The organism is Limnoglobus roseus (assembly GCF_008254045.1).
Lineage (GTDB): Bacteria > Planctomycetota > Planctomycetia > Gemmatales > Gemmataceae > Limnoglobus > Limnoglobus roseus.
Genome location: NZ_CP042425.1, coordinates 5,591,060 through 5,607,300 on the forward strand (window position 1 = coordinate 5,591,060; position 16,241 = coordinate 5,607,300).

Here is a 16,241-nt window from a genome sequence, read left to right on the forward strand (position 1 = left end):
CCCGGCCCAACGCCGAAGGCCGTTCGAGCCGCCGCTTCCGCCCTCTGAGCCGACGATCTGGCTGGCCGTGTTCCCGGGAGGGTCATCTTGCGCCCACAACCGTTGATCTGCGTCCGGGATGTCGAGGCCAGCAGCCTGTGGTATCAGCGGCTACTTCGCTGTCGCAGCGACCACGGCGGGCCGAACTACGAACGGCTCGTCCACTTCGGTCGGTTGGTCCTGCAACTGCACCGCTGGGAGAAGGAGCATCACCACGGGCGGATCGGCGACCCGAACGACCTCCCGCCGGGGAACGGCTTGCTCCTCTGGTTCGAGGTAGACGACTTTGACGAGGCCACCGCACGGGCCGAGGCGATGGGCATTGAAATCATCATGCCACGCCACCGCAACCCGCCTGACGGCGACGGAGGCCCGAACCATTGGGAGGTCTGGCTGCGTGACCCGGATGGCTACAAGGTCGTCCTAGCGAGTCCCGACGGCACGGCAGACGGAGCGTGGCGACCCCGGCCAACGGAGGGCGGATGAACGTAGCCATACCACTCGTGTACGTCTGCGATCAGGTCCGGGCGGTCGAACGCCTCCACCGTGACCTGCTCACCGACGCCGTGCGCCGCCTGCCGATCCGGGACCAACTCGACCGGCAGGCGCACCGGATGGTCGAGGGGCACAGGGCGGGCGACCGGGCGGTGGTCACGCACGTCACCTGCTGGCATCCCACGCTGGTCTGCCGCCCCGCCGACGAGATCATGAGCGGCCCCTTCACGCTGGACGACGCCCGGCAGACCGTCGCCAGGGAGTACGGGTTCGCCGACTGGTCAGACGTGGAGGAACGGGGCGCTGCCCCGCCCGACCCGGCGTTCGAGTTCGCCGTGGACACGCTGCTCGGCGGTGATGCCGAGACGCTGGGTGGCCTGCTGTCCGCCGACCCGTCGCTCGTCCGCCGCCGGTCGAGCTTCGGCCACCGGGCCACGCTGCTGCACTACGTCGGCTCGAACGGGGTCGAGACGTACCGCCAGCGAGTGCCGATGAACCTCGCCGACATCGCCCGCCTGCTGGTCGAAGCGGGGGCCGACGTGAACGCCAGGGCCGAGATGTACGGCGGCTCGACGGCCCTCGGCCTGCTGGTCACGAGCGATCACCCTGCGAAGGCGAGAGTAACTGCTGATGTCGCCAAGGTGCTTGAGGCTGCCGGTGGGAAACGAAGCTGACCAGGAATGCAAGGGGGCGAGCCAATGACCAGCAACCCGGTCGGCCTCAGAAGTCTCGCCAAATACTCCAAGCTGCCGGTGGAGCGGATCAGGTACTTGCACGACGCCGACGAGCGGGTGGTCAGGGCGATCACACGGGACATAATTTTCAGATGGCCTTCTGGAGCGGCCCGTCGGTCCAGGCGTTCGCCAAGCTCACCGAGATCGTCGCCCGGCTGGATCGGGACGGCGTGCTGGAACTCGTGGAGTCGATATTGACGGGGCGGAAGCGCTGTCTGTCGTGTCGGAATTCCTGGGCGGGGTTCGGGGGGCGGGCGAAACGGCCTGGGTGCGGAACGGCTCGGTCATCGCCACGAGCGGTCCCGACTTCGACGCCGGGTGTTTCGCCCCGAACACCCGGCGGCTCCTTGAGACGGCGTGAGGGCTGAACGATGACGGTGATCTACCCCGCCCGGTACACGGATCGCTTCGGGACGGAAACCACGGCGATTACCAACGATACCGAGACACTGGCGATGGTTGTCCGTGGCGTCCGGTTCCACGGAAACGACTTCGACGGCTTCGAGCCGCTGGGGGTGACGGACCCGGCGCAGTTGGCGACCTTCACCCTCCTGCACGGGAGCCTGTGCTTCTGCACCCTGGAGGCCGACATCCCAATCCCGGTCGTCACGCCGACCGGAACCGTGGACGGCCTCCTGACCTTCGAGCTTGTCCTCGGCGAGCCGCTGCCGACGGGCCAGATGGACCGGGAACGGCTCGCCCTCCGTCTGACCTTCGGCGGGCAGACCCACGCATCGGACGGCACGAGCGGCTGGTTCGAGGACGAGATGCTGGACGTGCAGCGGAAACTACCGCCCGGCACGTTCTTGAAGGCGTGCATCAACTGCGCCTTCTCCGACTACAGCCCCTGCGGGCACGGGCTGTTCGGCGGGCTGGCCTGCTTCCGGGACAACAAGACGGGCTACCGGGCGGTGACGGGCAAAGACGCCCTCTTCGTCGTGTGGGACACGATGAACGAGTTCGTGCAAGAAACGCATCTCTGCTCGGAGTTCGAGCGGCGTGTGCCCGGCACGGGGTATCGGGGATGAGTGGAAGCTCTCGACCTGTCTCTGGAGGAAGACGTGAACATCCTGCGCACGCACCACGTCGCCGTCATCTGCTCGGTTTACGAGCAGTCGAAGCGGTTCTACACCGAAGTCCTTGGCCTGGAGGTCGTCGCCGAGGTCTTCCGGGCGGAACGCAACTCGTACAAGCTCGACCTGCGGCTGCCGGACGGCACTCAGGTCGAGTTGTTCAGCTTCCCCGACCCGCCGAAACGACTGAGTTATCCAGAGGCGTGCGGCCTGCGGCATCTGGCGTTCGAGGTCGCCGACATCGACGAGGCAGTCGCCGAACTGACGAAGAAGGGCGTGGCGGTCGAGCCTGTGCGGGTGGACGAGTTCACGGGAAAACGGTTCACGTTCCTCGCCGACCCGGACGGCCTGCCGCTCGAACTGTACGAGCAGTGACGGCGGCAGAATCGGGTTGTCGAATCACCACCCCGCCGCTGGCCGGGTCGTCAAACTCATTCGGGACGAGGTTCACCGGGCCGGAACACCAACTCGTCCTCATATGACCAGGAGCCGTCGCCGTGTTCCAGCGGGTGGTGGAGGCGAGAATTGGCTTGCATCAACCGTACACAGTCGGCACACACCAACTCGACATCACTTGGGTTGGGACAGCCACCGTTCTTAAACAGTGTGATGCAATTGCTGCACACCCAATCGTAGAACTCGCCGCCGTCGGGCACGCCCCACCAGTCGCCCCCCGGTTCCAGGTGAACGCAGATCAGGCAAAGCGAAACGCCGCAGTTGTGGTTGGTCATTTGTCACTCCTGAACACGTTGATGAGTTCAACCTGGACCGTCTTGGTTCGGTGCTCCAGGTCGATGGTCCACTCCTGGACCTCGGCCCGGCTCGAACCCATCATGGTCGCCTCGTGCCGCTCGATGCGGACGACGATCTTGGGCGGCTCCCAAGCGACCTTCTCCATCCGTCCGAGCGGGTCATGCCTCCGTCGTCACCGGCGAGTACGTCGCACGAAGGCGATACAGAAAGTGCCATTGCCCGGCTAAAAACTTGTCATTCCCGATGCCTCCCTACCGCCACCTCGTCAAACGGTGGATTCCTGGCTACGCAACCATCGGCAGTCTCGATGCCATACTCGTCCCACGTCGAGGTTGCCGGGTCGAACACCTGCAACTCGGCGTACACCTGCGGCGGCAGTTGGTCCAATTGCTTTTGGGTGAGGACACCACGAACGGCATACCATGTCTCCTTCACGCTCATTACTTGTCTCCTTTTCTCTTTGATCGTTTTTTGCCTTTGCCAGACCTGGGCCGAAGGCTACGCCGCCCCCAGCTTCTCGAAGACATTCGCTTTACCCATCTTCCACCCAGCCGCACCGAGCAGTGCTGCTACCGCCTCTCGCAGCCGCTTCCGGCGACCGGCCAGGGTCTCCTTCACCGCTGACCCTGTGGGCAAGACGGTGTTCATCAGGAGCCGCACCCGCCCAGCACCGTCCCATTTCAGCCGGGGGTCTTGCCGCCCACCCAGAATGGCGCTGGCAAGTTCCTCGGCGACGGGCATCACGTTCATGCGGGGCTGGGGCGGCTGGAGTTGCCGCCGCCCGACGACCCCGACGGATTTCGTTCGCTGCTCCAGGTCCACCGTCCACTCCTGGACCTCAGCCCGGCTGGACTTCAGAACGGTCGCCCCGTGCCGCTCGATCCGAAACGTCAGCACGGGCGGATTCCAGACAACCGCCTCCATGCGCCCGTGCAGCTTCCTGCCCAGCATCCCGCCGTCGTCACCGGCGAGGGCGTCCCACACCTGGGCCAAGTGCGTTTCAATTTCCGAAGTCGGCGGGGCCGGGTCTGCCAGCAACTCCCGGAGGCCGTGAATGGGATCAAGCCGAGCCATCATTCATCCCCGGTGCGGATAACGTGCAGATCAAATGTCGGTTTCAATGCTATTGCGGTTGCGGGCAGTGTGATCTTGAGAGCGTACTCCCAGGCAACATCGTCCAGGGTGATGCCGCTCCTCACGAGAAGGTTCCACCATATCGGTGTTGGCCGTCCCCAACACTGCCCGTGTTCTGGAGTCGTTCGGGCAGCCGCTCCCGGTACTTCCGCTCGTCGTCCGCTGTCCACGTTTCCGACAAGTACGCCTGGAATCGAGCAAACACTTCGTCGAGGCGGCTGTAGTTTTTCAACCAGGGATGCGAAGACACGGCGGCTTCGGGCGATCCACACACCCTACAGGAGAGCAGCGCCGTGTAGAGTTGCCGCCGCTCTTTCTTGCTGTGACGGCGAAGCGACGTTTCCGCCGTGTAGGTGCGGGCCAACGCTTCCCAAATGCGGAGTTCACGTTCGGGCGTCGTGTCTGCCTCGAAGTTGGCGACCCACTTCTCGTAGGTCTGCCCGTCGTGTTCCTTCATCTGCCAGCGGACCTTTTTTAGTCGGTCCTTTTGCTCGGCGGAAAGTTTCGAGCGAGCGCCGGATGGGGAAGCCAGAGTAGTGGGGTTCACCCAAGCCTGCTCAATCTGGCCTTCCGAAGTTGCGATGGTCGCCCGTACCCAACCCATCGGGCACGGCTCGGTGATCGGGACTCGGCTCCGGCCCTGTTCGCCTTTGTGGGCTTCAAGCCTCTTGACCTGCGCCTTCAACACGGAGAAAGTGAGTGGCCCGGTCATGTGGCAGATGTTGCCTTTCAGAAAGAGTTCTTCCAATCTGGCGTTGTCGATGTCCACCGACTGGAGGCGGTTCGTCGTATCCTGGCCGATGTCAAGGCGAAACGCTTCCGCCTTGTCACGATCCAGAAAGACCATGTAGCCGGTATCCAGGCCGGGCTTGCCCATCTTGCAGTAATCAACGCCGTTTCGGAGAACCCAATAGGTGTCTTGCTGCGGCAAGAACTCGTACAACTCGTTCATGGTTGGCCCTCCTAGTTGTCGTATATCGCATACCGAATGGCGGTAATACCACAGTCGCCTTGGGAGGTTTCCAGACCGTTCGAAGTATAGTGGACCCCGAAACTGAGACCGCCAGGTAAGCTACTCTGGCGGCCCTCGGAGGTGGTCCTGATGACGGCGAAGCGGAAGACCCACACGGCGGCGTTCAAAGCCCAGGTCGCTCTGGCCGCGGTGAAGGGCGACAAGACGGTCAACGAGTTGGCCGCCCACTTCGGCGTCCACCCGACCCTCATCCACGGGTGGAAGAAGCAACTCCTGGCCGGGGCCGAGGCCGTGTTCGCCGCCGGAGCGAAGGCGGTCGCCCCCGGCGACGACCAGACACCCGCGCTGTACGAGCAGATCGGCCGGCTCAAGGTCGAGCTCGACTGGGTGAAAAAAAAAGCTGCGACGTTCGGTTGACGACCTGCGGCCGCTGATCGACCCCGGGCACGCCGACCTGAGCGTCCGTCGGCAGTGCCAACTGGTCGGGCTCGGCCGGGCCACGTACTACCGGGGGCCGGCCGAGGAGTCGGCCGACAACCTGGCCCTCATGCGGCGGATCGACGAGCAGTACACGGCCTGCCCGTTCTACGGCAGCCGGCGGATCGCCCGGTGGCTGGCCCGCAACGGCCACCCGGCGAACCGCAAGCGGGTCCAGCGGTTGCTCCGGGTCATGGGCCTGGAAGCCATCCACCCGAAGCCGAAGCTGTCGGCCGGGCGGGGCCACCCGGTGTACCCGTACCTCCTCCGCGGCGTGCCGATCGACCGCGTCGGGCAGGTGTGGAGTGCCGACATTACATACCTGCCGCTGCCCGGCGGGTTCATGTACTTGGCCGCCACCATCGACTGGTACAGCCGGTACGTGGTGGCCTGGCGGTTGTCGAACACGCTCGACGGGGCGTTCTGCCGGGACATGCTGGACGAGGCGTTGGCGGCCGGCACCCCGGAGGTGTTCAACACCGATCAAGGGGTGCAGTTCACGGCCGGGGCGTGGGTCGAGCGGGTGGAGGCGGCCGGGGCGCGGGTGAGCATGGACGGCCGGGGGCGGTGCCTGGACAACGTGTTCGTCGAGCGGCTGTGGCGGACGGTGAAGTACGAGGACGTGTTCCTGCGGGGATACGAGACGGTGACCGAGTTGGAGCGGGGGTTGAAGGCGTACTTCACCTTCTACAACGAGGCCCGCTTGCACCAGTCACTGGGGTACAAGACCCCGGCCGAGGTGTACCGGGCCGGACGGTCAAAAGAGCCGGCGAAGGAGTAGCTTAAATTCGTCGGTTTTTGGTCTCGCAAATGGGGTCCACTATAAAGAGATACTCCTGCCAGGAGTGATCTCCTGGCGGGGAGCTTGGGAAAATCCCATTGATCTCGGACAGGAAGGCTCGTCAATTGCCGTTGTTTGGCCCCCTATTGACGACGACGATCTCCCCGGACTCGACCCGCTCTTGCCACGAGTCGTACAGCTTCAGGATTTCGGGGACCGGCGCTTCGAGCAGGGTCTTGTTGACCGTCCGGCACTCCTCCATCGTGGTGAACCCCACAAGCTGTAGGGACTCATCCGGCCCGCCGAAATAGGTGGCGGTGAGCAATTCCTCCTGGGTTTGCGGACCCAGGGGGGAGAGCAAGGCGCTCCCGCCGACCCCGTTGACGTTCGTGATCGAGAGCCAGTAATACTTGCGGTTATTCACGTCATGCCTCTTCTTGTGCGGCGACCGAGAACAGGCGGGAGCGGCGACAATGCAAGCCACTTGGGGCTATAACCAAGAGCTAGGACGCCGCTCCCGCCGTCCGTGAGGAAATTGAATCACGACGCTGGGGGTGGGTTCAAAGCGGACTTCGGACTTAATCCGACTTCCGACGAGCCGGGCCAAAATGCCTGCGCCACGTCGCCCGGACCCGCTCCGAGTCCTGCACCCGCTCGTCGTTCGGCCACCGCTGACCACAGGCCCGGCGAACCTCCTTCCAGGACTTCCCCTGGCTTCTGAGTTCGTTGGCGAAGTTGGCGATCTCCAGCGTCTCGGTTCTGCGACCCAGCTTGCCGGGCGCTGGCGGGTCTGCCCGTCCCGCCTCTCGCTGCCCCTGGAGGACGTATCTGGCGAAGAACTCGTCCACTTCGCTCTCCAGGTGATAGGTCGTGCCGTCCGGCGTCGTGTAGGCGACGGGCAACAGGGGCAGAACGTTCTGCGCCAGGGGTTCGGGCAGCCGATACGCCACCCGAACGTCTTCCGCTGTCATGAATCTGTTGAGTTCGATCAGCACGGTCATTCCCTCCTGGGTCGTTGCAGTCAGGTCCGAGACTTGGCTTAAGCGGTTCCCCGACCGGACCCGTTGGGAAAATCCCAGCCGGTCACCGTTTCGGAGGACGTGCCTCAAACCGACGGGCGACCGTTCACCAAGGCGTCTGCGATGTAAGGGATGTTCACGGCGTCCCGGAGGAACGCCTTCGCCTGGGAAACGGTGGTCCCGGAAAGCGGGAGCCGGTCGTCCTCGTCACGGACGCCATAGCCGCTCCCGCAGTGGCTCGTGTCGGTCTTCGTGGTCATGGCCGTTGCCTTGAGGGTCGTTGTGGCGGCGAGCCGCCCTAGAAGGGGCGGCGTCGCAGCGGCGAAGAGGAGTGAAGGTTAGGCGTCGTCGTCGTCGCCTCAATCGTCGTCGTCATCGCCCCAATCGTCGTCGAAGTCGTCTTCGTCGTCGTGGTAGAACACACGGGCCGGAATCCGGGCGGTCAGGGACTTGGCGAGCAGGTCCGAGTTGTTGAAGCGGTAGCCGTCGGCGGCCCGGCGATAGCCAGCGACGTATTCGTCGATGGGCATCCCGGCACAGTGTCCGTAAGGCATGACTGACAGCAGCGTGTTGCAGCCGGTGAACGCCATCACCTTGCGGTAAATCTCCCGGATCAGGTCCAGTTCCCCCAACCCGAAGTGGGTGTCGAGCGGCGGGCGTTTGCCGGTCAGGAGCAGGTACGCCACCTCCATGCTCGACCCGCCGACGGCCATCTGCTGCTCGTACTCCGGGTTGAGGCGGATGAGTTCCTGGAGGTCCACGATCTCGATCTTCACCCTGTACTTCCTGAGCATGGCGGTGTCGGAAGAGACGCCGTAGCCGAAGTAGCGGCGCTCGCTTTCCGGCGTGACGCCGATCTTCGCCAGGGCCGTCTCGAAGGCGGCTGCCGTGAACGACGCCTCGCCGGGGTACTCGCCCTCAAGCCCACAGTGCAGCCGGTGGAAGAGCGACACCGGCTTGGTGGCCCGGAAGTCGATGCGGATGCCGTCGCCGGTGTCGGCGTCCATCAGCTTGAGTTGCACGATCTCGTTGTCCTGGATGAAGGTGTTGTCCAGGCCGGTGAATTCCTCGTCGATCAGGATGTTCTTCACGGTGTCCATCGTCATTCCTTCAGTAATGTCGAACTTGTTACCCATCTACTCGGCTGCGATGCAAACACGACGACACAAACCACCGGTTGCGGCGGTGAGTTGGGCATCGCAGCACTGATAATGGGGAACTACACTGAATGTGGGACGCTGCACCCGGAAGCATTCAGTCCGGTGGTGGACTTCACGCTTCCCGACATGCCGAAATCGGCGTGGCAGCCTGCGGGGGGACGAAGCGGGCTGCCCCCTGTCCTGGTTGGCTGGCAGGGCTGCCGGTTGCGACGGTGGCCGTGAGGCCACCCCCTGCGCCTGCCCGCAGGGACTTTCGGGCGTGGGCCAACCGGCTGACAACCCACGACCGTAGCCGATAATACTACGGTTCCGGGAGGTTGTATAGTTGATCGTAAACTTCTTCAGAACTGCGCTTCAAGCTGTGTAAATGTGGACGCCGCCAACGACGGCGACCCTGATCTGCCCGCTGTCGAGCAGCGCCGACAAGAGGGCGTCCACGAGCGAAGGCTCCAGGTCGATGGCCCCGGTCAGTTGCCTGCGGGTCATGCCCGTTGGCCCGGCCTGCTGGAGCAGCGGCACGATCTTATCGGCTTGGGAAATATGACTATCGAGTCGGCGGTGGCGCTGCTCGACCCACGAGAGGAACTGTGGCAGGTGCATAAAGTATATATCCCGCACATATCCAATATCGCAGTCCAAAGGCGATACTGACTCGAAGCGCTTATCCGCCGCATATTCTATATCGCCGCTTTCAGTAGTGGGTGATACGCTCGGCCCTACTCGTCGGAGGCGGCGAGTTCGCCGACCTCGGAGCGGGTCCGTCCTGCCGCATCAACCGGGGGACGGCCCGATCCGCCGTCGGGATATGCTCACGAGTCGGCGGCACTTCTTGAGGCGCTACAGCCGACGAAAACGATTCTCGGATATTCACGAAATTCATCTCTTGTTTCCTCGCCAGTCGCTCGCTTAGAATTGTGCGTGACGACGAAGCAACTACTACAAAACACCAACCTACTTTCACTTCACCACGCTTACAACGACTTCAAAGCCACCCTCACTCGACTACTGATCTCCACCACCAATCGCCCAACCAACTTCAACTGAAGCGCCCGGACTGCGCCGGACAGGATTGTTGATCGTGAGCAGCGTCTTTGCCTCCAGATGTTGATCGGCCTTGCGCCGGGCAACAACGAGCCACGTTTTTACGCCGTGGCGATTGCGGCTCTGAATTCGTCGAACACAACAAATGGATCGGTGACAAATGGACAACGAACGAGTCGAGTACGTCGTCGAGGGCGATCTCAAGTTGGGTGAAACCGGGTGGCTTGAGGAAACCGACTTGGTGCTGACCGATACCAAGCTGTGCTATGGCGGCAGAAAACACCGGGATGTAATTCTCAAATTGACGCCCCAGCAGTGGAAGACACTGGCTCGGCTGGCGACCGAACAGGAACGGGAGTGTTACATCACGGAGGTCGCCGAATCGGAAATGGCGGAATATCGGGCACGTCAGGGAGAGGACTACGAGGAGTTCAAGCTGGGACTCATTCACAAACTCGGTCTGGACGATGTGCCCAACGAGCGGTTGCCCTATTGCCTGAAGTCAAGGCGATAACAATATCGACTCGTGCGACTGCGGCGACTGCACCTGGACCACGGTGGTCGTGGCGAGGAGGCTCGGTCGGAGTGGTGCGGAAGCTCGAAGTGACTCTCCATTCCGAAGACCTCGATCAACTCCTCGCCACGGTGCGCCGGGTGAATGAGTACCACCCCAGGACGGGCTACGGCCCCCGGTGGTCGCAGTGCAAACGGAACCGATGGGAATCCCGCAGAAATCGAACTGGTGAATATCCCGCACAGTCGGTTTTCGTCAAGAAGAAAACTGATGGTGCTGGATAGATACCACAAAGGAGTACACCATGCAACAAGAACACTACCTGCTCGGCGACGTGGCACGAGAACTCGGTCGGAAGCCGTTCCAAATCGTTTACATGATCGTCAACGGCCTCGTGGATGAGCCGAAGCTCCGAATCGGCGGCAAACGCATCTTCAGTAGGGCCGACATCGAGAACATCCGCCGGGCGATGGACAACAAGTACGGGCCGAAGGGGGTGACGAAATGAACACGGCGAATTTCATCACCATGACGGCTTTGGGAAGCGTCTACGGCATCAACGCCCAGGATGTCGGAAGGAAATTGAAGGCTCTCGGCCTCCGCACCGATGACGGGCGACCCAGCCACCGGGCGCTGGACGAAGGTTTCGTACAGGAAAAGCTGCTGGAGTTCGGCGGCTCGCATTGGCTTTGGAATGAGCAGAAGGCGTGCGGTGTCCTGGACGGGGCGGGCAACCGACGGGGCGGCGATAAAGGCGAGGAGATAGTTGACGGCTGCATCCTCATCCGGGGCGGCTGACCGAAATGACGGGAACGGGCGAGCGATGGGATCGCTTTCCAACAACAACAAATAACATGCCCCCGGCTCGGTCGGGAAACTGAAGCCGGGGGCACTTATAGTCTGCGAGAACTATGCTGTATTATAGTGCCACCGACTCGAAAATTGCGGCGAAACCCAGGTCGAAAAAGAAATCTCCCCGAAAGACCTGGAAGGGGACGCTGGCGGGCGACACGTTCCAAGTCCTGCACCCGTACCTCGACCTGTTCACTTGCGGTGAGCGGTATCAGGACTCCCCGCACTTAAGCATTCCCAACTGGCTCAAGGCCGAGTACGCCGACCGCCACAACAGCAGCGACCCGAAGCGTGTCGCAATGCAGTACCACGCCGGTCGGCTCAACGCCAAACGGATTCAAAGGGGCATCGAGTTCGACGACCAGTATTTTACCTGCAACAAAGCCTCCGCTTCGAGCCTGTCGCTAGTGTACCTCGACCTGGACGACCACCACCCCCACCAAACCGACAAGGCCCAACTTACGCAGGCCGTCCTCAACTTCGTCGGTCCCGACAACCTGTTCTTCAACGAGGGCCGTCTTTGGGTGAAGGGTTGTTGGAAGGATTCCGTCTACCCGAAGTTCAAGCAAGCCTACACCGCCTTCACCGAAGCTCTGGATTCCTGGGCCGTCGCCAAGTGCTTCCAAACGAACGTGGACACCCCCAAAGGCTTCAACCAGTTGGGGCGGCTCCCGTTCAAGAACTGGAATTACACTAAACTCGACACTTTCAAGAACACCGCCCACGTCACGGTCGAGATGCTGAAGGGTTGGACCCGCAGGCTGAAGGAAGACACCAAGCGGGGCACTTCGCCTTCGGCCTGCTTCGTGATCGACTCGCACTTTGACAGAGGGACTGACGCTCTCGTCGAATTTCCGTCGCCCAGCACCGTCGAAGGCTGCGACGGGGATGACACCCTCGACGACCGTGATGCTCCGCTCCGCTCCGCATCAAGCCCGACGACTCCGCTCCGCTCCGTCGCCGGAAAAGTTACCCCGGAGGTCAAGGGGCGGTCGAAGGCCAACGTCTGCAAGAGCCTGTCGGGGATGCCGCTCACGGAGCAGGAGATCGAAGATATTCCCGACCGGATCAATCGGTACAAGAGCCTGAGCTACCGCTGCATGGACGCCTCCCGGCAGCACAGGCCGAAGGGACAGCGGTTGTACAGCCTCGACGTGCAGTACGCCCTGACCATCCTCGACCTCCAATTCCGCCACCCCAACGAGAACCACGGTGCGCCGGTTAAGAGGGCCGAGGCGTGGTGGAACTGGATGGTGAAAGAACGGTACTTCACACGGGGGTGGTGCGGGAAGAAGTGGGCGGCGATCCACCGGATGCTGGTGGACTGCGGCGTGCTGAACGTGATCGACAACACCTACTGGTTCTACGCCGAGGGCGGGAAGCCGGGGAAGGCGATGCAGTACCACATCAAGGAAGAGTATTTGGCGGTCGCCACGAAAGGGGGAGAGGCATCTATTCAGGAAGTGAAAATCGACTTCACCCCCAACCGCACCCGCCCCTGCCGGGTTTCGACCCCGGAACGGCAGTTCGACTTCTGGGCGAGTCCGCATCAGCGGCAAAGGCTCGACGAAATCCTGTACGAAGCAGCGGCTTGACGGCCCCAGCACGGTCCCTCTGTCGGATCGGCGGTCGGACTACGCCCCGGCGGGCGTGCGGGCTATTATCCCTCTCCTGATCGGCCATGACCTCGCTGATAACCACACATCTCCCTTCCGTTCAAGCATTCGCACCGACGCAGCCAAACAGTCGTGCGCAACCCAAACCTCTCCTGGGACACGGGTTAGCCATCAGTTTGGACCCCTGTAGGAGCAAAACGCCGATCCCGGCTAGATGCGTCTTGTTGTGCGGGTCCACGGGGCAGTTGTCCGCATCGGGTGGACACGTCTCCGAGCCGTCGATGTCGTCCGGTGAGATTCCGGTTACGGCTGGCGGTTGCCACCCGGCCCTCAAGCCCCCCGTCCCACGCCGTTATTACGTCACCACGCCCTCGTCGCCGCAGCGGTATTAACTGCGTTCCGGGTAATTGCCGCATCTCACCACCGCTGCCCGGACACGCACATTATTTTCGAGGCGACCATGAACTAGACCCGACCGGGCCGGTCTACCTTGCGACAACTTGCCGCCTTCTGCGTTACCCCATCCCTTCGCAGGAGGACTTTTCGTGGTGAAGCAACCGTTCCCGTATTTCGGCGGCAAGTCGTTCGTAGCGGAACAGGTCTGGCGGCGGTTCGGCGACGTGACCAACTACGTTGAGCCGTTCTGTTCCTGGCCGAGTCGTCCAGGAGGCGTTCGGCGAGCCGCCCACGCTCCCAGCGCCGTCGAGAAATCCCGACGACACCGGAAACCAGACGCCGACCGCCCGGTCTGCCCGGCGAAACAAGTTTCGAAGTCCCCGGCCCACCAGCACGGCGTTCACGCCCCCTGCGACCCTGCGTGTTTTTCACCACTCCGCAGCCCGTCCGAAAGGGGACCGACGCATGACCGAGCACTTTCAGAAGACCGTCCTGGGGGTCGTCGAACGCATCCTCCGTGCCGTCAGAGCCGACGCCGAGCTACAGGCCGGGTTACGCACCTGTGCTGAGGAAGTCCTGGCCCTGACGACGGACGCCGCCCCCTCCCGTGCCGAAGTACCAGCCGCCCCCGTGGGAGACGTGAAGCCGGTCGTGGCCCCGGCCCCGGCGACCGCCGCCTCGCCGCCCGCAGCGGTTCCGCCCCCGCCCGTGACACCCAACCGTCCCACGATCCAGCCCCGGCTGCCGAACCCCCGGCCCGCCGTGCCGTTCACCTTGGAGGGGGCGCAGAAGCGGCTTCGACTCAAGGCCGAGGCCGCAGGGTGGGCGGCGGAACGCTCCCGAATGGTCGCCGACGGAGCGGACTTGAACCTGGAAATCAGACCACGGGACACGGAACTCTTCCGGGCGGCGAAGCAGGAGGGGTGCTACCTCTGGATGCTCCACCCGACCGGCCCTCGCCCCCAACGCCCCGACCACTTCGACCTGATCGCCGCTTCGTACGAGAACTTGGCCGAAGCCCTCGCCCTGGCCGAGCGGGTGATCGAAGCGGTGGGCTGGGACGGCAACGAGATCGCTCCCGCCCTGGAGTTGATCGCCACGTCGCAGTCGGCACTTCTGGTGGCCGTGAACGAGTGTGGCGGGCACGGCGACGACGATCAACGGGCCGCATACCGCTGGTTGAAACAAGCCGCAGATGAGCACGGGGTAATCCCTCGTGAGGGAATGACGCTTGACGCCCCGACTGACCCGTCGGAGTGGGCCGCTGTCGCCGGGCGCATCCACCACTTGTCGCAAGAGTTCGATCACCGGCAGAACCGGGGCCGGAAGATCAGCAAGCTGTTGTCCAAGGTCCGGCACAAGGCGTCGGTGGTCCTGCCGCCGAACTCGGCCCCGCACGAGGCGTGGGCCGAGTTGGTGGCCGGTGTCAACGACCTCGTGCTGACGGGCCTCGCCCCCAGCAACAAGGAACTCCGTGACATACTGCTCCCGGTCTTCGACCGGCTCCGGGAGTGGCCCGACCAGCCCGACGGGTTCCGCCTCGTCGTCCGGGCCGTCGAGACGTTCATCAACCGGCGATCCGCACTGGAGTCGCCCGCCAGCGGTGAACCGGAGAGTGCCGAAGTGCAACTTGCCCGGCAACTGTTGACGGGGCGTTCCGTGGTGATGATCGGCGGCGACGAAAGGCCGGACGCAAGGACGGCGGTGGAGCGGGCGTTCGGCCTGAAGGAACTCGTCTGGATCGGGACCAGTAAGCACGACTCGTACAAGGACTTCGAGCCGTTCGTCGCCCGGCCCGATGTGGCGGTGGTCCTGCTCGCCGTCCGCTGGGCCAGTCATTCCTACGGGGAAGTGGACGAAACGTGTCGGCGTTACGGCAAGCCACTCGTCTGGATTCCGGGCGGTTACAACCCGAATCAACTGGCCTACCGGATCGTGGAGCAGGCGGGCGAACGGCTGAAGGTCGCATCCCCTTCGTGACGGCGGTTGCAGGACGGCGGTGGGAACAGTTCCCGCCGCCGCTGTGTTGTTTCACGTCGCCGTCGAGTCGCCACGCACACTCAATTTGCCCAGGAAAACGTGGGTCCACCATGAACTAGACCGCACCGGCCCGGTCTACCTTGCGAGAACGAAACGACACGACACACGCAAGGGGAAGATCGTGGCGCACGAGATCGAAGTCGTCAACGGTACGGCGAGCATGGCGTACTTCGGGAAGACCCCGTGGCACGGCCTTGGCACTCCCCTCGAAGAGTCCGACCTCTACGACTGGACGAGCGCCAGCAGGAAGGCCGGGTTGGATTGGGATGTGGAACTGGTCCCGCTCGTGACCGCCGACACGCAGGCCACCGTGACGCACAAGGCCGTGCGGCGCTCGACCGACAACAAGGTTCTCGGCGTCGTCGGTCCCCGGTACGCCCCGCTTCAGAACAAGGACGCCTTCGGTTGGTTTCAGCCGTTCCTGGACACCAAGGAAGCGAGCCTGCACACGGCGGGCAGTTTGGTGGGCGGGAGCCGGGTGTGGGTACTCGCCCGGCTGACCCGTGACCCACTGGTGATCGCCGAAGGCGATGAGGTCGAGAAGTTTCTCCTCCTCAGCCACGGGCACGACGGGAGCTTGGCGGTTCGCTGCGGCTTCACCCCCGTGCGTGTCGTGTGCCAGAATACGCTCTCGATGGCACACGCCGCCGACGCCTCGAAGTTGATTCGCATCAAGCACACCCGTGACGTGTTGCAGAACTTGGCGAACGTGCGGGCGGTGATGAACCTCGCCAACAGCCAGTTCGAGGCCACCGCCGAGCAGTACCGCTTGCTCGCCCGGAAAAGCATCAACCAGAGCGACCTCCGCACCTACGTCCGGCGGGTGTTCAAGTTGGAAGACGACCAGGACGCTAGCACCCGGATGAAGAACATCGTCGAGGAGATCGTCCGGCTGGCGGAAACGGGCCGGGGCAACGACCTGCCTTCGATCCGTGGGACGTACTGGTCGGCGTACAACGGCGTGTCCGAGTGGCTGACGCACGAGCGGGGCCGCAGCGCCGACACCCGCATGAACAGCTTGTGGTTCGGCGACGGGGCCAGCACCAACAAGCACGCCCTGGAAGTCGCCGTGGCGATGGCGGCGTGAGCAGCAACTTCTGCATCCCGGCGGGAACCAGCCCGCCGGGATCGTCCTTCACCCCAC

The 16,241-nt window shown here is 63.4% G+C and carries 22 protein-coding genes; 12 read left to right on the plus strand and 10 right to left on the minus strand.

Annotation, left to right across the window (positions count from 1 at the left end; genetic code table 11):
* Positions 1–87 precede the first annotated feature (87 nt).
* The 5 genes from PX52LOC_RS23635 (at position 88) to gloA2 (ending at position 2,716) form a co-directional block, all read left to right on the plus strand.
* The gene (locus PX52LOC_RS23635) at positions 88–525 is read left to right on the plus strand and encodes a VOC family protein (protein ID WP_149112394.1); all 438 of its coding nucleotides are present in this window, start codon (positions 88–90) and stop codon (positions 523–525) included.
* Positions 522–1,208, plus strand: coding sequence for a hypothetical protein (locus PX52LOC_RS23640; RefSeq protein WP_149112395.1), 687 nt, complete (start codon positions 522–524; stop codon positions 1,206–1,208). The genes PX52LOC_RS23635 and PX52LOC_RS23640 overlap by 4 nt, the downstream gene beginning before the upstream one ends.
* Before the next feature lie 280 nt (positions 1,209–1,488).
* Positions 1,489–1,629: a hypothetical protein gene (locus PX52LOC_RS40900; RefSeq protein WP_168219166.1), complete on the plus strand. Its 141-nt coding sequence runs from the start codon at positions 1,489–1,491 to the stop codon at positions 1,627–1,629.
* 10 nt (positions 1,630–1,639) lie between these two features.
* The gene (locus tag PX52LOC_RS23645; protein WP_149112396.1) at positions 1,640–2,296 is read left to right on the plus strand and encodes a DUF6304 family protein; all 657 of its coding nucleotides are present in this window, start codon (positions 1,640–1,642) and stop codon (positions 2,294–2,296) included.
* 33 nt (positions 2,297–2,329) lie between these two features.
* A complete protein-coding gene (gene gloA2, locus PX52LOC_RS23650; RefSeq protein ID WP_149112397.1) occupies positions 2,330–2,716 on the plus strand; it encodes an SMU1112c/YaeR family gloxylase I-like metalloprotein in 387 nt (128 codons plus the stop codon).
* Positions 2,717–2,772: 56 nt separating this feature from the next.
* On the opposite strand, the gene PX52LOC_RS23655 is transcribed toward gloA2, so the two are convergent.
* From PX52LOC_RS23655 to PX52LOC_RS23670, 5 genes are all read right to left on the minus strand, one after another.
* Positions 2,773–3,072: a hypothetical protein gene (locus PX52LOC_RS23655; protein WP_149112398.1), complete on the minus strand. Its 300-nt coding sequence runs from the start codon at positions 3,070–3,072 to the stop codon at positions 2,773–2,775.
* Positions 3,069–3,239, minus strand: coding sequence for a hypothetical protein (locus tag PX52LOC_RS40905; protein WP_168219167.1), 171 nt, complete (start codon positions 3,237–3,239; stop codon positions 3,069–3,071). The genes PX52LOC_RS23655 and PX52LOC_RS40905 overlap by 4 nt, the downstream gene beginning before the upstream one ends.
* An 89-nt stretch (positions 3,240–3,328) precedes the next feature.
* The gene (locus PX52LOC_RS23660) at positions 3,329–3,535 is read right to left on the minus strand and encodes a hypothetical protein (RefSeq protein WP_149112399.1); all 207 of its coding nucleotides are present in this window, start codon (positions 3,533–3,535) and stop codon (positions 3,329–3,331) included.
* Between the two features lie 57 nt (positions 3,536–3,592).
* Complete coding sequence (locus tag PX52LOC_RS23665; protein WP_149112400.1) at positions 3,593–4,171, minus strand: hypothetical protein; 579 nt, start codon at positions 4,169–4,171, stop codon at positions 3,593–3,595.
* Between the two features lie 118 nt (positions 4,172–4,289).
* Entirely contained in the window at positions 4,290–5,105 is an 816-nt protein-coding gene (locus PX52LOC_RS23670) for a hypothetical protein (protein ID WP_149112401.1), read from the minus strand.
* Positions 5,106–5,327: 222 nt separating this feature from the next.
* On the opposite strand from PX52LOC_RS23670, the gene PX52LOC_RS23675 reads away from it, so the two are divergent.
* Positions 5,328–6,459, plus strand: a protein-coding gene (locus tag PX52LOC_RS23675; protein ID WP_390637529.1) for an IS3 family transposase whose coding sequence is annotated in 2 segments (ribosomal slippage) — positions 5,328–5,609 and positions 5,611–6,459 — 1,131 coding nt in all. Because the reading frame shifts where the segments join, the coding sequence is not laid out codon by codon here.
* A gap of 121 nt (positions 6,460–6,580) precedes the next feature.
* On the opposite strand, the gene PX52LOC_RS23680 is transcribed toward PX52LOC_RS23675, so the two are convergent.
* The 5 genes from PX52LOC_RS23680 to PX52LOC_RS23695 all read right to left on the minus strand — a co-directional run bounded on the left by PX52LOC_RS23680 (position 6,581) and on the right by PX52LOC_RS23695 (position 9,238).
* A complete protein-coding gene (locus PX52LOC_RS23680) occupies positions 6,581–6,883 on the minus strand; it encodes a hypothetical protein (protein ID WP_149112402.1) in 303 nt (100 codons plus the stop codon).
* 154 nt (positions 6,884–7,037) lie between these two features.
* Complete coding sequence (locus PX52LOC_RS23685; RefSeq protein ID WP_149112403.1) at positions 7,038–7,460, minus strand: hypothetical protein; 423 nt, start codon at positions 7,458–7,460, stop codon at positions 7,038–7,040.
* Positions 7,461–7,564: 104 nt separating this feature from the next.
* Entirely contained in the window at positions 7,565–7,738 is a 174-nt protein-coding gene (locus PX52LOC_RS40910) for a hypothetical protein (RefSeq protein WP_168219168.1), read from the minus strand.
* 99 nt (positions 7,739–7,837) lie between these two features.
* A complete protein-coding gene (locus tag PX52LOC_RS23690) occupies positions 7,838–8,578 on the minus strand; it encodes a hypothetical protein (protein WP_149112404.1) in 741 nt (246 codons plus the stop codon).
* 414 nt (positions 8,579–8,992) lie between these two features.
* Entirely contained in the window at positions 8,993–9,238 is a 246-nt protein-coding gene (locus PX52LOC_RS23695; protein ID WP_149112405.1) for a hypothetical protein, read from the minus strand.
* Between the two features lie 601 nt (positions 9,239–9,839).
* Between PX52LOC_RS23695 and PX52LOC_RS23700 the strand changes: the two genes are divergently transcribed.
* From PX52LOC_RS23700 to PX52LOC_RS23725, 6 genes are all read left to right on the plus strand, one after another.
* Complete coding sequence (locus PX52LOC_RS23700) at positions 9,840–10,193, plus strand: hypothetical protein (RefSeq protein ID WP_149112406.1); 354 nt, start codon at positions 9,840–9,842, stop codon at positions 10,191–10,193.
* A gap of 304 nt (positions 10,194–10,497) precedes the next feature.
* On the plus strand, positions 10,498–10,701 hold the full coding sequence (locus tag PX52LOC_RS23705) for a MerR family transcriptional regulator (protein WP_149112407.1): 204 nt from the start codon (positions 10,498–10,500) through the stop codon (positions 10,699–10,701).
* On the plus strand, positions 10,698–10,991 hold the full coding sequence (locus tag PX52LOC_RS23710; protein WP_149112408.1) for a hypothetical protein: 294 nt from the start codon (positions 10,698–10,700) through the stop codon (positions 10,989–10,991). The genes PX52LOC_RS23705 and PX52LOC_RS23710 overlap by 4 nt, the downstream gene beginning before the upstream one ends.
* Before the next feature lie 113 nt (positions 10,992–11,104).
* Positions 11,105–12,640: a hypothetical protein gene (locus tag PX52LOC_RS23715; protein ID WP_149112409.1), complete on the plus strand. Its 1,536-nt coding sequence runs from the start codon at positions 11,105–11,107 to the stop codon at positions 12,638–12,640.
* An 882-nt stretch (positions 12,641–13,522) separates the two neighbouring features.
* The gene (locus PX52LOC_RS23720; RefSeq protein WP_149112410.1) at positions 13,523–15,037 is read left to right on the plus strand and encodes a DUF2325 domain-containing protein; all 1,515 of its coding nucleotides are present in this window, start codon (positions 13,523–13,525) and stop codon (positions 15,035–15,037) included.
* Between the two features lie 181 nt (positions 15,038–15,218).
* Positions 15,219–16,184: a DUF932 domain-containing protein gene (locus tag PX52LOC_RS23725; RefSeq protein WP_149112411.1), complete on the plus strand. Its 966-nt coding sequence runs from the start codon at positions 15,219–15,221 to the stop codon at positions 16,182–16,184.
* The last annotated feature ends 57 nt before the right edge of the window (positions 16,185–16,241 follow it).

What these genes read in the sequence shown, in the direction of transcription:
- PX52LOC_RS23640 (WP_149112395.1), top strand. Translation starts at nt 522, where the DNA reads ATGAACGTAGCCATACCACTCGTGTACGTCTGCGATCAGGTCCGGGCG.
- PX52LOC_RS23645 (WP_149112396.1), top strand. Translation starts at nt 1,640, where the DNA reads ATGACGGTGATCTACCCCGCCCGGTACACGGATCGCTTCGGGACGGAA.
- PX52LOC_RS23655 (WP_149112398.1), bottom strand. Translation starts at nt 3,072, where the DNA reads ATGACCAACCACAACTGCGGCGTTTCGCTTTGCCTGATCTGCGTTCAC.
- PX52LOC_RS40905 (WP_168219167.1), bottom strand. Translation starts at nt 3,239, where the DNA reads ATGGAGAAGGTCGCTTGGGAGCCGCCCAAGATCGTCGTCCGCATCGAG.
- PX52LOC_RS23660 (WP_149112399.1), bottom strand. Translation starts at nt 3,535, where the DNA reads ATGAGCGTGAAGGAGACATGGTATGCCGTTCGTGGTGTCCTCACCCAA.
- PX52LOC_RS23665 (WP_149112400.1), bottom strand. Translation starts at nt 4,171, where the DNA reads ATGATGGCTCGGCTTGATCCCATTCACGGCCTCCGGGAGTTGCTGGCA.
- PX52LOC_RS23670 (WP_149112401.1), bottom strand. Translation starts at nt 5,105, where the DNA reads ATGGGCAAGCCCGGCCTGGATACCGGCTACATGGTCTTTCTGGATCGT.
- PX52LOC_RS23685 (WP_149112403.1), bottom strand. Translation starts at nt 7,460, where the DNA reads ATGACCGTGCTGATCGAACTCAACAGATTCATGACAGCGGAAGACGTT.
- PX52LOC_RS40910 (WP_168219168.1), bottom strand. Translation starts at nt 7,738, where the DNA reads ATGACCACGAAGACCGACACGAGCCACTGCGGGAGCGGCTATGGCGTC.
- PX52LOC_RS23690 (WP_149112404.1), bottom strand. Translation starts at nt 8,578, where the DNA reads ATGGACACCGTGAAGAACATCCTGATCGACGAGGAATTCACCGGCCTG.
- PX52LOC_RS23695 (WP_149112405.1), bottom strand. Translation starts at nt 9,238, where the DNA reads ATGCACCTGCCACAGTTCCTCTCGTGGGTCGAGCAGCGCCACCGCCGA.
- PX52LOC_RS23700 (WP_149112406.1), top strand. Translation starts at nt 9,840, where the DNA reads ATGGACAACGAACGAGTCGAGTACGTCGTCGAGGGCGATCTCAAGTTG.
- PX52LOC_RS23705 (WP_149112407.1), top strand. Translation starts at nt 10,498, where the DNA reads ATGCAACAAGAACACTACCTGCTCGGCGACGTGGCACGAGAACTCGGT.
- PX52LOC_RS23710 (WP_149112408.1), top strand. Translation starts at nt 10,698, where the DNA reads ATGAACACGGCGAATTTCATCACCATGACGGCTTTGGGAAGCGTCTAC.
- PX52LOC_RS23715 (WP_149112409.1), top strand. Translation starts at nt 11,105, where the DNA reads ATGCTGTATTATAGTGCCACCGACTCGAAAATTGCGGCGAAACCCAGG.
- PX52LOC_RS23720 (WP_149112410.1), top strand. Translation starts at nt 13,523, where the DNA reads ATGACCGAGCACTTTCAGAAGACCGTCCTGGGGGTCGTCGAACGCATC.